The organism is Rhizobium sp. BK176 (assembly GCF_024808055.1).
In genome coordinates this window covers 1-15,504 of sequence record NZ_JANUBV010000034.1, presented here as the reverse complement: position 1 = coordinate 15,504, position 15,504 = coordinate 1, and the positions used below count along the sequence as shown (strand labels likewise).

The 15,504-nt window shown below is 58.6% G+C and carries 13 protein-coding genes; 6 read left to right on the top strand and 7 right to left on the bottom strand.

From position 1 onward, the window contains the following. Positions 1 to 140: 140 nt before the first annotated feature. Positions 141 to 587: a helix-turn-helix domain-containing protein gene (locus tag FHT76_RS38370; RefSeq protein WP_183864953.1), complete on the top strand. Its 447-nt coding sequence runs from the start codon at positions 141 to 143 to the stop codon at positions 585 to 587. Between the two features lie 163 nt (positions 588 to 750). Here FHT76_RS38370 and FHT76_RS38365 read toward each other — a convergent pair whose 3' ends face one another. Beyond that, positions 751 to 1,212 (bottom strand): helix-turn-helix domain-containing protein, encoded by a 462-nt coding sequence (locus FHT76_RS38365; RefSeq protein ID WP_183758726.1) that lies wholly within the window; start codon positions 1,210 to 1,212, stop codon positions 751 to 753. Positions 1,213 to 1,342: 130 nt separating this feature from the next. Here FHT76_RS38365 and FHT76_RS38360 point away from each other — a divergent pair, with 130 nt between their 5' ends. The 3 genes from FHT76_RS38360 (at position 1,343) to FHT76_RS38350 (ending at position 10,182) form a co-directional block, all read left to right on the top strand. After that, a complete protein-coding gene (locus tag FHT76_RS38360) occupies positions 1,343 to 1,828 on the top strand; it encodes a hypothetical protein (protein ID WP_183864954.1) in 486 nt (161 codons plus the stop codon). Positions 1,829 to 2,244: 416 nt separating this feature from the next. Next, positions 2,245 to 2,529 carry a hypothetical protein gene (locus tag FHT76_RS38355; protein ID WP_183864955.1) on the top strand — a complete coding sequence of 95 codons (285 nt, stop codon included), beginning with the start codon at positions 2,245 to 2,247 and terminating at the stop codon, positions 2,527 to 2,529. Between the two features lie 915 nt (positions 2,530 to 3,444). After that, positions 3,445 to 10,182, top strand: coding sequence for a peroxidase family protein (locus FHT76_RS38350; RefSeq protein WP_259186676.1), 6,738 nt, complete (start codon positions 3,445 to 3,447; stop codon positions 10,180 to 10,182). A gap of 835 nt (positions 10,183 to 11,017) precedes the next feature. Here FHT76_RS38350 and FHT76_RS38345 read toward each other — a convergent pair. Next, entirely contained in the window at positions 11,018 to 11,170 is a 153-nt protein-coding gene (locus FHT76_RS38345) for a hypothetical protein (protein ID WP_183865187.1), read from the bottom strand. A 271-nt stretch (positions 11,171 to 11,441) separates the two neighbouring features. Between FHT76_RS38345 and FHT76_RS38340 the strand changes: the two genes are divergently transcribed. Beyond that, a complete protein-coding gene (locus FHT76_RS38340) occupies positions 11,442 to 11,627 on the top strand; it encodes a hypothetical protein (RefSeq protein ID WP_259186674.1) in 186 nt (61 codons plus the stop codon). 79 nt (positions 11,628 to 11,706) lie between these two features. On the opposite strand, the gene FHT76_RS38335 is transcribed toward FHT76_RS38340, so the two are convergent. From FHT76_RS38335 to FHT76_RS38315, 5 genes are all read right to left on the bottom strand, one after another. Continuing rightward, a complete protein-coding gene (locus FHT76_RS38335) occupies positions 11,707 to 11,982 on the bottom strand; it encodes a hypothetical protein (protein WP_183758734.1) in 276 nt (91 codons plus the stop codon). 95 nt (positions 11,983 to 12,077) lie between these two features. Further along, complete coding sequence (locus FHT76_RS38330) at positions 12,078 to 12,458, bottom strand: DUF6481 family protein (RefSeq protein WP_183865189.1); 381 nt, start codon at positions 12,456 to 12,458, stop codon at positions 12,078 to 12,080. A gap of 29 nt (positions 12,459 to 12,487) precedes the next feature. After that, positions 12,488 to 12,691, bottom strand: coding sequence for a hypothetical protein (locus FHT76_RS38325; RefSeq protein ID WP_183758737.1), 204 nt, complete (start codon positions 12,689 to 12,691; stop codon positions 12,488 to 12,490). A gap of 123 nt (positions 12,692 to 12,814) precedes the next feature. Beyond that, complete coding sequence (locus FHT76_RS38320) at positions 12,815 to 13,024, bottom strand: cold-shock protein (RefSeq protein WP_183758739.1); 210 nt, start codon at positions 13,022 to 13,024, stop codon at positions 12,815 to 12,817. A 352-nt stretch (positions 13,025 to 13,376) separates the two neighbouring features. Further along, on the bottom strand, positions 13,377 to 13,529 hold the full coding sequence (locus FHT76_RS38315) for an HWE histidine kinase domain-containing protein (protein WP_246712866.1): 153 nt from the start codon (positions 13,527 to 13,529) through the stop codon (positions 13,377 to 13,379). A gap of 667 nt (positions 13,530 to 14,196) precedes the next feature. On the opposite strand from FHT76_RS38315, the gene FHT76_RS38310 reads away from it, so the two are divergent. Then, the gene (locus tag FHT76_RS38310; protein ID WP_183865191.1) at positions 14,197 to 15,171 is read left to right on the top strand and encodes a lysylphosphatidylglycerol synthase domain-containing protein; all 975 of its coding nucleotides are present in this window, start codon (positions 14,197 to 14,199) and stop codon (positions 15,169 to 15,171) included. Positions 15,172 to 15,504: the final 333 nt, after the last annotated feature.

The window sequence follows — 15,504 nt, the reverse complement described above, 5'->3', positions numbered from 1 at the left end:
CTTCGCGATCTAGTGAGTCGGGGAGCTCGTGGAATATACAAGAGGCGCTTGCGCTAAAATCCATGAGGGCTGGTACCAACAGCATTTCCAACTCCCCGGCTTCTCAAGCCAGCATCATGCTGGCCAGCGGGAGCGTTTTCATGCAGCAGAATGTCTCGACCAGTTCCACCTTCAAAGATCCGGCATCGGTGACGATCACCGACGGGCTTCATCTCGTTGACGTTGAGGTCGGCAAAAGAATCAAGAAGCGCCGGCAGCAATTGCGCATTTCACAAACGGCCCTCGGTGCCGCTGTCGGCGTCTCCTTCCAGCAAATCCAAAAATATGAGCGAGGTTCAAACCGTGTCAGCTCCTCGGCACTCTACTCCCTGGCCCAGGCCCTGGATGTTCCTGTCGCCTACTTCTTCGAGACCCTCAGCAGGCCGATCAGGATAGACTGCGCCGAACTGGAAAGAAAAGCGGCGTTGCGGGAAGACTTCGTCGCGACCGAAGAGGGACAGCGGCTTGTCGACGCCTTCATGACGATACCGAAAAAGATGCGACCGAAGTTCATCTCGCTGCTTGCCACCTTTTCGAACGAGCCCTGATGCCGGTTTTCGTTCGAATGGCTCCGCGCCCGATCAGTCTATCCCCCGAAAGCGGAAGGTGGACCGATCGGCAGGCAGTTTCTGACGCGCCCTGCTATAGGCGGCGAACCGCACCGCTACTCGCTCGTCCGACCCTCCTTACGACGTGAAAGCTGAAATTCGGCTACTTCTGCTGCAGGGCAAAGATCGAGTCGAGGATTGTGGCCACCGTTCGCAAGGTGTCTGGCGGGAGGGACTGTATCATCTTCGTGATGCGACGGCGCTCGTCAGCTTCCTCTTTGGTTCGCCCCCAAAGATGCGGAGCCGCGTCGTACAATAAATCGTCGGGAAAAATTTCGAGCACTTCGCAAAGATGCAGAACCTGCGTTGCATGGAGCTTGGTGATGGCCCGTTCGTACCTGCCGTAGACCGCTTCGATTGATCCGAGAAGGAGCGCCAGCTCCGCCCTCGATAGGTCCTTTTCGATGCGGAATGCCCGCAACGATTTGGCAATGCTTTCGTCCATCTCCTTTGAACTTGGGATCCCCTCAAAGCCAGGGCGCCGGTACACGGGGCGTTCGACCTTGGCATCAGTTGTCGCCTCAAGTCCCGTTTCGGCAATGTACGCGTCAGTCCTTGTCGTCATGCATCCATCCACGTTCACGCGCTGATTTATACCACCGGCAACGTCGTTGGCTATCCCGTTTTAAGTAACGTCAGCCGGACGCTCCTTTCGCACCGCGCTTGGGGCCGTTCTTTGCGTCAAGGAGACAGTCATGGAAGACGAAAACATGGAGACCGAGATGGTCCGACGCGTTATGGCACATGCGCGATCGACAATTCAGGTGATCGACTCCAAAAAGCGCTTGTCCCGATGCGACGGGGCCCCGCTCTCCTTTCCGGCTGCCCTCGCAGATGAACAGACGACAAGGAAAGAATTGATCAGCTGGCAAGCCCCAACCGCTCCGCTCGCTGTCAGAAAACTCCTGCATTTGCTTGCCCATGTCCTGGCAGCAGAGCTTAGCTTCGATGAACAGTCTTTGGCCGAGATAGCGGCTGAAACCAGACGGCTTGAATCCGACAGCCGCGCTTCATCCCCTGATCTTCCGGATGATCAAGTGCTTGCTTCAAATGGAGATCGTGTAACGGGCTCGACGAGAGGCAAATCGACCTCGTTACAAAACCTTGATGATGGCAAAGAGTTTAAGAGTGGTGCGCTGCGTGTCTTCGTCCAAGTGCCTCATGTCAGGGAAGGCGACTAGACGGGCGGCATTGCCACCGTATGGCCGAGCATGGAAATTGTCACAAGCAACACGCAGGCAAGCCCGACAAACCCGGCAACAGCTATGAAGTACTTTTTGCTCACGCTTTGGAGATAGGAGACCCCTTGCCTTGCTGAAAGTGCGGCTTCTGGTCGCGCCCGACCATGATTGGGCCGAGCGTGGCAAAGTAAGATTTGCAGTCTTGGAGCGCGTTAGCTATTCTCCAGCTGCGCTCTGGCCTTTGGGCGCATTTCGATGTTCACCTCCAGACCCCGCAAGCTCGCGGGGTTCTTTTTTTTACTGGCCTTCACAAATGATATCGCGCGCAACTGAAGAGAGCCTCCGTTCGAGGAGTTCCGCGCAGGGCCCGGTTCGAAGACCGACGACCCAGCCTGCGCACCGAAGGCAGCGCTCGTATGGACCGGGTTGCACCAAAACTCGCCGATGAACAAGGCGCGTTGCATTTACGCGGCTTATTTGCACGGAAAGGCTTCGATCAGGGCCATCGTCATTACAATGCCGATCAGGGCCGGTTCAAGATTGCCGCGCTCCGGGTGCCGTTCAATGTGAGTTCCGATAATCCGAAGGTACTGATCTCCGGTGATCGCAATATTTGGCTGACAATAGAGCGTCAGCTCCCGCTGCTTGAAACCTATTGTCATGTTCGCCCCCTCGACGCCGCGACCGACCCCCGTAAGTAGCGCCACAAACTCCTGGTTGCCATCCCTGGCCCACCCGACTACATCTTTCACAGTCGCCTGGTCTGCCCCGTGAGCACCGCTGGATAGGCAGCAAAACGTAACGATCATCAACTTACGCATTAGATCATCCCAGTCCGCCCGCCTTGGCCCTAATTGCGATGCCAAGGAGGGATCAATGGCATGACAATATATTTAGACGCGCTTTCTTGAGGGGCCGAAAGCCTGCCTGCTGCTTCACCCTCTCATGTCAGCATCGCAGCCATTCGAAAAGACGACAACCTACATTGTAGGCCTGGCGAACCAGCCCAGAGATTGACCTGATGCCGTTACCTTCCATGTGAGCGCTTGCTGGAGACCGTTGGCTGTCCAAAGGCCCCTCACGTCCACTGATAAGAAAATGCAGCACGTGAGGCTGCGGCCACTTTGGGGATGGGCCGCAGCCTCTTCCCGCTCCTGTGTTAAGCCAGGAGCGAAAGCGTGAAGGAGACGACGCATATACATACTGTCTCCACAAACGGGTGATCTAGCTAAGGACGTGCCCCATGTTGTCTTTGTGCGCAGCTTGCCCCGCCAAGGGGCATTGCGAGATCAGTCAGTAGATCAGGCCAAGCTGACAAAAAACTGAACGCGGTGACGAAACTCACGATAAAATCGCAATATTTTCAGGTAAATGGGCGATATCTCAGCTCATGGACTTTAGTCCGACAGCGTTCCTGACTTTCGTCGAAACGCCTTGCGACTTAGGTGGCGGAAAGTAAGTGTCCTATTGGTCGTATTAATCCTCAGACCTTGTTCTCTAGAACAGTTCTACAAGACGGGTACAACTTCCGACAGTCAACTATGCCAGCCCATATACAGCGGAAAGGACAGGTGTCCCTTCCGGCGGGGCGGCGTTTTTCTTCGGGAGGTAACGACATGGCTACGCAGAACCCGAATTTCACGGTCAACCAGGACGACCTCGCTTATATCCTGAAGCAGATCATCATCGCCGAGCGCGAAGTTGGCGGGGAGAGCCTTCAATCGATCATCGGGCCCAATGCGGCAATCCTTCCGTGGGGTCTGCGCCATGTCGATGGCAGCAACAACAACCTGTTGCCGGGTGGCCAGTTCGTCGGCGCTGCCGACCAGATACTGCCGCGTTTGCTGGATCCGAATTTCCTCAATGATCAGGATGGGGACAGCCTGCCGCTCGGGCCACCGCCTGCGCCGGTATTGACCAACACCGACTATGGTTCGACCGGAAGCGTCGTCGACGCCGATCCGCGCACGATCAGCAACCTGATCGTCGATATGACGGTAACGAACCCGGCGGCAATCGCTGCCTGGTTTGCCAACCCGTTGTCAGTCGCTGCCTGGGAAGAGGCCCACCCCGGCATGAACCCGGTCGCACCCGGCGAGGCGGTTAATCCCAACGATGTCGAGTTGACGAATGCAGACCTGTCGAACATTCCAAACCAGTCGCCGGACGTTGGGCTCTCGCCGCAGTTCAACGGCTGGATGACCTTCTTTGGCCAGTTCTTCGACCATGGCCTCGACCTGATCACAAAGGGTAGCAACGGTACCGTTTTCGTGCCGCTGCAGCCGGACGATCCGCTTTATGACCCAACGCCCGGTGCGCCCAACTTCATGGCGCTCACCCGCAGCACCCAGGTCGATGGCCCCGGCGCCGACGGCATCATGGGCACGGCCGACGACACGCATCACGAAACGATTAACACCACGACACCTTGGGTGGATCAGAACCAGACATACACCTCCCATCCATCGCACCAGGTTTTCCTGCGCCAGTATGCCTTCTCGGTTGACTCGGACGGCGACGGAACTCTCGACTCGCACGCTGTCTCTACCGGGAAACTCCTGGACGGTGCGCATGGCGGCATTGCCACCTGGGGGGATACCAAGGCTCAGGCGAAAGCCATGCTTGGCCTCATTCTCGATGACTACGACGTCCTTGACGTGCCGCTGCTTGCAACCGACCCCTATGGCGAATTCATCCGCGGACCGAACGGGTTTGCCCAATTGGTGATGCCGCCAGATGCGACGCACCCGACAAACTGGCTCCTGGAGGGCACCGCGGCAGGGCTTACCATCCCGCCGACCGCACTGCGCACGGGTCATGCGTTCCTGAACGATATCGCTCACCATGCCGAACCAGTCTTCGTTGATGCCGATCACAACCCTGCGACCCCGCCGGTCCGCCAGACGGCAGACCTCGACAACCTGACCGTTGACGACAATGATCCGCTAACCTACGACAACGAGATGCTCGATGCGCATTTCGTCACCGGCGACGGTCGCGGCAACGAGAACATCGGCCTGACTGCCGTTCACAACATCTTCCACTCCGAACACAATCGACTGGTCGATGCCAACAAGCAGACGATCCTCGCATCCGGCGACCTCGCCTTCATCAACCAGTGGCTGGACAAGGACCATCAAATCTCGAGCCTGCCAACACCTGCGAGCGCCGCATCGCTCGTCTGGGATGGCGAACGCCTCTTCCAATCGGCGAAATTCGTCACCGAGATGGAGTACCAGCATCTCGTCTTCGAAGAGTTTGCGCGCAAGGTTCAGCCAGCGGTCAATCCGTTCGTCTTCACGAACACCCCGGATATCAATCCTGCGATCGTCGCCGAGTTCGCGCACGTCGTCTATCGCTTCGGCCACTCGATGCTGACCGACACGATCGATCGGCTCGATATCAATATGAATGCCGATGACATCGCGCTCTTCGACGGGTTCCTTAACCCGCAGGCGTTCGAAGCCAGCGGCATCACGGCCTTTGAAGCCAGCGGTGCGATCATTCGCGGCATGACACGCCAGGCAGGCAACGAGATCGACGAGTTTGTTGTCGATACCCTGCGCAATCGGCTACTCGGCTTGCCGCTTGATCTTGCCGCGCTGAACCTTGCCCGCGGCCGGGATACGGGGGTACCGGCATTCAATGTGGCCCGTGCAGGCTTCTATCACGACAGCGGCAACGTCGATCTCAAGCCTTACGACAACTGGTTGGCCTATGCCCAGAATCTCAAGAACCCGCTGTCGATCGTCAACTTCATCGCTGCATATGGCACGCATCCGCTTCTGCTTGCAGAGACGACCCTGGAAGGCAAGCGGGCCGTCGCAATGGCGCTGGTGCTTGGCTCGACCGAAACCATTCAGGGCGATCCGACCACGACCGCCGACGATCGAACCGTCGTCGGTGCCAACATTGCCGATCGCATCGCCTTCCTCAACAGTACCGGTGCATGGGCAGGCGTGGAGTCTGGTCTCAACCTCGTCGATCTCTGGATCGGTGGCTTGGCCGAGCGCAAGACCGAGTTCGGCGGCATGCTTGGCTCGACCTTCAACTATGTCTTCGAAAACCAGATGGAGAAGCTGCAGAATGGCGACCGGCTTTACTACCTCAGCCGTCTGCAGGGTCTGAACCTGCTGAACGAACTGGAGCCCAATACCTTCGCGGCGCTCGTCATGCGCAACACCGATCTCGGCGACACGCATTCTTCGCACCTGCCGGGCACATTGTTCGATACCCCGGACCTCATTCTCGAACTCGATCCAACGATCAAGCAGATAACCAATCTTGTTCTGGATCCGTCTGGGCACGCGATCTTCCAGGCGGGAGGTTCTGCCGACCCGATGCAGGACAGTGACATCCTTCAGGCGATCGACCCCAAGGTTACGCGCATCAATCCCGGGGCAGACGTGGATGGCGACGGGCAAGGTGACGGTGGCTATCTGCGCTTCAGCGGCGGCGAGCACGTCGTCCTCGGTGGCACGGAAGGCAACGACACGCTGATCGGCGACCGCGGCATCGACACACTTTGGGGTGACGGCGGTGACGACTACCTGAATGCGCAGACGGAATCCGACCAGGTCTTCGGTGGGGACGGCGACGATATCATTGTCGACCCCTTCGGCGACAACTTCCTGCGCGGCGACGCCGGCAATGACGTTATCAGCGCTGGTGCCGGCCTCAATATCATGTTCGGTGGCGAGGGCCAGGATTTCATCCTGGCCGGGACCGACGGCGGCGAGGTGTTTGCCGGTCGTGACAACGACTTCGTTCTCGGTGGCATCGGCAACGAAGGTCTGATGGGCAACGAAGGCGATGACTGGATCGAAGGCGGCGATGGTTTCGACACGCTTTCGGGCGAAAATTCGCAGTTGTTCTTCAACTCGACGATCATCGGCCACGACATCCTGAACGGCCAGAACAACGATACCGACTACGACGGTGAATCCGGCGACGACATCATGTTCGAAGGTGCCGGCATCCAGCGCAACAATGGTATGCTGGGCTTCGACTGGGGTGTCCACAAGTTCGATCCCAATCCCGCTCACTCCGATCTGGCGCTTGGGATTGTCGCGAACGGCATCCCGGCCGTTAACGGCTTCGACATCCAGCAAGACCTGACGCTTCGCGACCGGTTCGACTCCACCGAAGGTCTTTCCGGCTGGAAGTTCGATGACCAGCTCTGGGGCAGCGACGAGCCTCTCGGTGCCGTCGGTGCCGGTGGGGCGGAAATCATAGGTGGCACGATCTTCGACAGCGCGCTGACCCAGGAAGGGGTCGATCGCATTCGCGGCCTTTCTGCTCTGCTGAACGGCATCGATGATGGCGATGTCGACGAGTTCGGCGTTACCCATCCGGGCATTCGCCTCAACACGAGCACCGGCGCAAACATCATTCTCGGCGGCGGCGGCAGCGACCGGATCACTGGCCGTGCCGGCAATGACATCATCGATGGCGACTCCTGGCTGAATGTTCGCATCCTGGTCCACGCCAACAAGGACGGCACCGGCGCGGTGATCGGCACGTCGGATGGCATGGCGATGAAGATCAATGCTGTCGATGCAGCAGGAAATCTTCTGTTCAATCCGGACGGCAGCCCAATCTTCATTGCAGGCGGAAAGACAATGTCGCAGGCAATGCTGGACCGCACGCTCAACCCGGGCCAGCTCGAGGCGATCAGGGAAATCCTTGATGGCGACACCGACAATACCGCCAATGACGTCTCCATCTACTTTGGCGCATCGTCGGGCTATACCTGGCAGCACAATCTGGACGGAAGCTGGACGGTCACGGACACCGATGTCACAAACGGCGATGACGGCATCGACAAGCTGTGGAACATCGAGACGCTGCGCTTCACCGACCGCGATGTCCTGATCGTCAATCGTCCGCCGACCGGCGCGCCGACGATTACAGGCGCCGAGAACGTCCTGACCGCCGACACCACCGGCATTGCCGACCCGAACGGCCTTGGCGCTTTCAGCTTCCGGTGGCAGGCGTCGACCGACGACGGCCTGACATGGTCTGCGACGCTGGCGACGACGCAGAGCTTCACCGTTCCTGCTGCGCGGGCCGGACAGTTGGTACGCGTCACTGTCGACTACACCGATCAGGGTGGTACGGCAGAGACCGTTACTTCGGTGATGACGGCGCGAGTCGGCAACAACGCCAACGTCGCGGTTGAAACGCTCAACGGCACTGCGGGTCCAAACCTGCTGAACGGTCGCGGAGGTCCGGACATCCTGAATGGCAATGATGGCAACGATGTCCTCAACGGCAGCGGCGGCAACGATACGCTGAACGGCGGCAACGGCAACGACACGCTGAATGGCGGCGCCGGCGCGGACACGCTCGACGGTGGCAATGACAACGATGCCCTCAACGGTGGTGCCGGCAACGATACCATAACAGGCGGCGCTGGCGACGACACGATTAGCTGGAGCGCCACGAGCCTGTTGGGCTTCGATATTGCGACCGACGGCCGCGATGTCATCAACGGCGGAACGGAAGGAACCGTAGGCGATACGTTCGTCATCAACGGCTCGGCATCGACCGAGACCTTCCGGATCTATACCCACGATGCAGCGGTGACCGCCGGTGTCGTTGCTGCTGCCAACGCAGCGGAGATCATTATCACACGTACCGTTCAACCACTCATTGGAGGCCCGCAGACGAGCGTAATCGCCGAACTCACCGAGATCGAGGAGATCCGTATCAATACGACGACGGTGACGACGACGCCGACACCCGGAACCGCCAATGGCGATATCGTACAATTGATCGGCAATTTCGTTGGGACGAGCCTGAACCTCAACACGGTTCACATCAACGGCTCGACCGGTGACGATACGGTCGACATCAGTGGGCTGACATCGGCACACCGCATCGTCTTCACCTCGAATGGCGGTCACGACACGATCGTCGGAACGTTGCGCCCACAGGACATCATCCGACTCGCAGCCGGATCGACCCTCGCCGACTACCAGTCGACGACAGCGAACGGCATGACCACCATGTCGAACGGCACGCATTCGATCACTTTCCCGAGTGCTGGCGTGCCCACGTTCGAGGTAACCCCGGCCAACGGTAGCGGCGGTGCGGATGGAGGCATTGGCGGCCAGACGGGCGGTGGCGGCGATGGTCAGAACCAAGGCGGCGATGACGGCGGAAACGACGATGGCCAGAACCAGGGTGGAGGGGGCGACGACGGCCAGAATGGCGGTGGCGGCGACGATGGCCAGGATGGTGGCGATGACGACGGTCAGGACCAGGGCGGCGATGATGGCGGCAATGGTGGCCAGACCGGCGGTGGCGACGATGGCCAGACCGGTGGGGGCGATGATGGCCAGACCGGTGGTGGCGACGGTGGCGGCAACGGCGGCGGTGACGATGATGGCCAAAACCAGGGCGGCGGCGATGACGATGGCTCCGGTGACGGCGGTTCCGATCCGCTTCCTGTTGCGGCTCGGACATTGATCGGGACTGTTGCTGGGGATGTTCTGATTGGGGCGGCTGGTGCCGATACGATCCTTGGCGGTGGTGGTGGGGATATCGTTGCCGGCGATGCGGGCAATGACATCCTGCGCGGCGAGGACGGCGACGATGTGGTGACGGCCGGCGACGGCAACGACAGTGTCACTGGTGGAGCCGGCGATGACGAGCTGCATGGCGGGGCCGGCGACGACATGCTGTTCGGCAATGCCGGCAAGGACATGATCCATGGCGAAGCGGGCAACGACTTCATCGAGGGCGGGGCCGGCGAGGATCAGGTCTGGGCTGGTGACGGCGACGACACGGTGATCGCCTCTGCCGGTGACGGCGACGACCAGTACTGGGGCGGCTACGGCAACGACACGCTGGACTATGCGGTGGCGACGGCGAACCTGACGGTCGACCTCGGCAACGGCTTCATGCAGCGTGGCCAGGTGTCGGGCGGCAGCACCGGGACGGATGTGGTCTACGGCTTCGAGAACGTCATCACCGGTTCCGGCCACGACACGATCACGGCCACGGCTGCGGTCAACGTCATGGACGGCGGGCTCGGCAACGACACCTTCCGCTTCCTGTCGGCAGGGGCGGCCGACGGCGACGTGATCCACGGCTTCCAGCCCGGCGACAAGATCGACTTCTCTGCGATCGACGCCAACAGCGGGATGGATGGGGTGCAGCACTTCACGCTGGCCTCTGGTGGTGCGCTGACGGCGGCCGGCCAGGTGGTGGTGACCCATGAAGTGCTGAACGGCGACGAGTTCACGGTGATCCACGGCAATGTCGACAGCAACACCGATGCCGACTTCACGCTGATGCTGAAGGGCAACCACAACCTGACGGCCAGCGACTTCAACGGCGTCTCCTGAGGGGTCGAGCGCGCCTCCCCGACCGGGCTTCCCGGTCGGGGATTATCTGTTTTGGGGGGATGCGGTGACGAAGAAGACGTGCGAGCCCCAATGCAAGATCACCGGATTGCACGGCATCCTGTCCTATCGTTAGGGACTGTGGGGATCCCCAGATTCTTGGCGACCACGACCGAGCTACGCAGCGCCAGTATGTTTCGTGCTCGTCCGTTTCTGGCGCGACGCCGTCACGAATCGCTGCTCCTGCTAGTGGTCGCTTCGGGGTTCTCAAAGGCAGTCTTATTGCACGTGTCGGGCGACGCCAGATTGCAATTTGGGCCTGCTATGCAGTCCCTGCTCAAGTTACGGTCTCCTTGGCGTCGCACTGGCGGCCCCTTGAAAATTGACCTCTACAAGACAGCACTGCGGCTTAGCCGTACGCCTTCGACAATGAGAGAAAAATCCGAAGCAGTGTTTTGCAGCCCACAAAATATTACAAAGCAAGAAGCGGGTTACCGTCTGCGAAAGTCTTTTTGATCCAAACGTCGCTACCTCCGTACAACTCGTGTCAGCTTCAGCAACAGCTGACAGCGCCGGCAATACCCCTCCGTCGGCTGGCCCGCGTTTCGACACCGAGACGCGGGCTCCTCGCAGTAGCGCGTTCGCCACGACACAGAATTTTCGCCCTCGGCTCGCAGGAAAACCCGAGCAATCGTGCGGCTCAGCCCGGACGCGGTGATCAAGGAAGAGACCCGCCTCGGGGAATGAGGCTTTCTGGAACCGCCGTTAGCTCCTGGAACCACGGCACCTTACGGAATCCGACGGTTCAACGACGCAAAACTTTCGGCATGTGACATTATCACGCGTCAGGCAGCCGGTCCTGTGCGGCGGCTATCGTCTGGGCCGGCGCGTTCCCCCTATCGAAGATCTGATAGAGGCACAGCTTGATCGACGAAATTTCGATATCCGTGGTGGCAGCGATGACCGGGTCCTCAGCGGCCCAGCGTCGCATCGTGTAGACCGAATGCCCGATCGCACCCGACGCGGCAGATCAAACGTCCCACAATTCATAAGGACCCAATCCGCCCGGAGATGTTAGCGAGCGCAAGCATAAACGGACGTAAACCTGCGTACTGTTCTCGTGGTCGAAGACGAACCGCTCATTCGGCTCACGCTGATCGAAGAGCTTGAAGATGCAGGTTTTCAGGTGCTGGAGGGGGAACGGCAGAGGATGTTATGGAGGTCATCACGGACCAGACAATTCATCTCCGGTTCACCTCCAGATGCCAGGCAAGCTTTCAGGTATCGACCATGCTCATATGGTCGCGGATCGTTTTCCGCAGGGCGGCACCATCGTTCCTTCAGACAGGCTGATACTCGAGGACGGCAACCTACCAGCTTCTTTCGAATTTTTTCAAAAGCCGTATAGTTTCGTGGCGATCATCCACCGACTCCATACCCTGTCGTGATTACGGACAGTTGTCGGTTTGAGGAACGCTCGTGGATTCTCCTGGAGATAGGGTTTGTTGATGCCTCAGACGAACCTGATCAGGCTCGGTCGTAGGTAAAGGACGTCAGAAGTGTCGTAACGAAGTTGCTGGCCCGTTCTTTGACCAGCGTCTCAGTCCATTCGTCCGTGCCGCGAAGCCTCAAGTCCGTGTGGATACTATCAACGGCTGCTTCTTCAATTCGCTTAATGTGCGTATTGAATGCTTCTTCCCCGCTCCCATGGTACATGTCGCGTATGACCATGCGCAGGATTTCCTGGATCGCAATTTGCCAGGCCGTATTGATCGCCTGCAGCTCGTGTGTATCCGGTGGCATGGAAATGCTCCTTGGGGCATGAGTTATTTCGACAAGGTTGCCGGAATCCTTTGGGTTGAAAATGCAAGCCCCACGGGTGATCACCTCCCAGGGATTTAAGCTTGCCTCGCCTTGCGGTTCGCATAGCGGCGATCGCGCTCGGCCTTTCGAGCGGCCTCGTCTTCGACAACCCTCGCGATCCGTTCGTTCTCGGCGGTCTTGCGTGCCTCCGTCTCAGCCGCCGCTGCAGCCTCTGTGGCCGCTTGCTCTTCAGCCGCTTCGGCCTCGCGTCGCGTGCGCTCTTCAAGCTTCAGACGATCCCGTTCAGCGCGGCGCGCATCGCGCGCTTCAGCAAGCGTGACGCGCTCGGCTTGCCTGGCAAGGCGGGAAGGATCGGGCTCGGTTATAGCGGTTCGGTAAGCATTCAGAAGAGCTGCCTTTGCGTCGGCGGCAGCAGAGCGTCGGTCAGCAAGTTCATTGTTTCTGGAGTATCTCAAATAGGTATCCTCATCGTGGCAATGGCGGTTCAGTACGCCTTGGCGCATTTGGCAACGAGCTCGGCTTGCTCTTTCGCAAGTCGGGCCTCACGAAGCCGCAACGTTTTTTCCTCTCGCGCCTGCTCGGCCGACTGAAGCTCTTCCCGCACGCTATTCTTGGAGAAGAATTCGGCCTTTATCTTGCCGAACCCGATCTCGGCCTGTTGGCGAGATTTACTGTATGTCTCTGTCATGGATTCCCCGATGTTTCGAGATGGCCCGAAAAGGAAAAGGCCAGGCGAACCGCCTGGCCTCAAACTGATAACGTACTTCCAGCGATGCCAGTACATCCGTGGTCAAAGGGAAGCAGATATCGATTATGCGGACTGCAGATTTGTAGCAGACATCTTGCCTGACTTCATGTCGCGCTCGAGCTCGAAGCCGACCTTTTGGCCTTCGACGAGTTCGCGCATTCCTGCACGCTCGACAGCAGAGATGTGAACGAACGCGTCAGCGCCGCCGTTGTCGGGTTGGATGAAGCCGAAGCCTTTGGTGGAATTGAACCATTTAACTGTGCCGGTGGTCATGATGAACCCTTTCAAAGCATAGAATGAAAAACCGCGAAGCCGATGCCGCGCGGGTGTGAACCGACTATTTTTGAAACGGAAGTTCGCTTAAAGCGCGGTGCCAATCGCGCGGTGAACAAAGCTCGGCAAGCAAAAGATCGATGGCCTACATATACGAGATCGCGTAAACTGCGTCAACGTTTAGTTTTTAAAAACTACGAATAACATCCATAGGTTGATCGGCATTCGAGCCGGGGGTGGTCGTAAACCTCGATAAAATTGCGGCAAACCATCGATCCCCAGGTCGTCGAAATACCGAACAAATTTCGCGGCGCCAGAAGCAAGGTAAAACAGATCACCGAGCAAGGCCGCGCTACCCTGCCGTCCGAAAGAGACGGACCAGTTCATGGGCGCGACCAAGAGTGGTCATGCGCTGCGTCAGCTGCATTATCATCTCTTCCTTGGTGTCGGTTGACCGCGATGTGATCTGGGTGAGGACGGAAACCAGACCAAGCAGGTTTTGCATGCGATGGCTCATTTCGCGAGCAGCTCATGACCTTCCTCCGCCAGCTTGCGCCCGGTGACATCCAGGAAAATGCCAATCATTGTTTTGATCGCGGTATCGCCCTCGTTGCCCTTGCCTCGTGCAGCCGGGCTTGGCGTCACTTTCTAGAGGGCTGCGTTGGTTTCCCCGATGCCCTGACTAGCCGAATTGTACTTTTTGTAAGTCCAGCCTACGCTTGGCAGCCTAAGTTGAGTATCGGGCCTCGACCTCAGATCAAAAGCGACGCCATTCTTCATTCAAAGGTTTGCGTGAGTTTCAGGGCAATGCAGCTGTCGATCCGCTACGGACTCCGCATTCTTGGTTTAGTCGGGCCTAGGCGTAATCGGACCGCGGCGCTCTCCACATCCGAGGTTGCTTCCAGCTCTCGAGCTGTGATGCGGGGTTCGAGTCCCTGCCCCGGCTACGAAGTCTCGATCCTGCGACGAGGATGCTTTCGAGTTCACTCAAAGTGAACCGAAACCTTTTCCGCGCGTTTGTGCGCGCGAAGGAGATCTCGCCATGGTGGAAGCATTGTCAATTGCGCTCTTGCACTATCCAGCAGCCTGCCGTCCGGCTGCGCGAGACGCTGCACATTCCCCGTGTCCACCGATGTGCAGGACGCGATCGTTGCGTTTTGAGGTTGCTGATCATGACCGATCGAGCTCCTGACCAACCAGAGGACAATCTACCCGGTGGGAATCGGCAATCCCTGGCGGATTACCTTTGGAAAATCGTAGGCATTGCTGCTTTGGTGGTCAGCGTCTGGCTACTTTCACGTGAACTACGGAGTTTGTCATTTGCCGAGATTGGCACCAAGCTCGCCTTGCTACCGACCGGGACCTGGATCGGTAGCGGACTCTCCGCGCTCGTCGCCTACGCTCTGCTGGGCTTCTACGACAGACTCGCCCTGACCTATCTTGATCGCAAAGTCAGTCCGCTATTCGCACATGCCTGCGCTGCCGCGACATACGCCTTCGCTCACGTGGTTGGTGCCTCGGTCTTCTCAGGCGCGGTCATAAGGTATCGCGCCTATTCATCGAAGGGCTTGACAGGAAGAGAGATCGCGGCCCTCGTCGCTTTCTGCGCGTTCACTTTCGCGCTCGGAGTTGTAACCGTCATGGGTACCGTACTTGTCGCGCAGCCATCGATCGTTGATCGTTTTCTCGGTAGGTTGCCAATTGAGGTTAGCAGCGGGGCCGGAATTATCCTGCTTGGGTTCGTCGCGCTATTCCTGCTGATTTCCCTGCTACCAAAGACGTCCCTCGGGGCCCGCTTAACGGTTATCAATTATCCTTCGTTTCCCATTGCCGCAGGACAGATCGTCGTGTCGTCCGCGGAAATCATCGCAGCTACCCTGATCATATACCTGGCGCTGCCTACGACTTCAAATCCTGGACTTTCCATCGTCGCGGGTGTCTTCGTGTTTTCCTTCGCTGCGGCCATCGCCTCGCACTCGCCTGGTGGGCTCGGCGTATTCGAATTAGGTTTCATCACCGGCTTGCCAGAGCTTCCCGAAGCAGACGTTCTGGCAGCCTTGCTGGTCTTCAGGCTTTTCTATTTTGTTCTGCCATTCGTTTTTTCGCTGGGCGCCATTTCCGTTTTCGAACTGCGGCGCAAGAGGTGAAGCCATTAGGGTAAAGCTTTGCATCGTCGCAACCCATGAAGGTCAGCCGACATGAGGAAGCCACGCTTCGGCAATCGCGTAGGCCGCGATAGCGGCCATGCGCTGCTCCCCAGGAACCGCCCGTGATGACCTGAGCCCGTGCCCGTCGAATGCGGGATAGTGGTGCGGCCGCTGAAAGCGGCGACCGGATGTGATGAGGTGGAACGGCCCGCTCCGACAGCATCTAGTGCTAAAAACGTGGTCGTTGCTTGAACGCCAGAAAGGAGAGACCGTTCCATGAACCAAGCTAGCACAATCGGGTTGGATTTAGCCAAACACGTCTTCCAAGTTCAC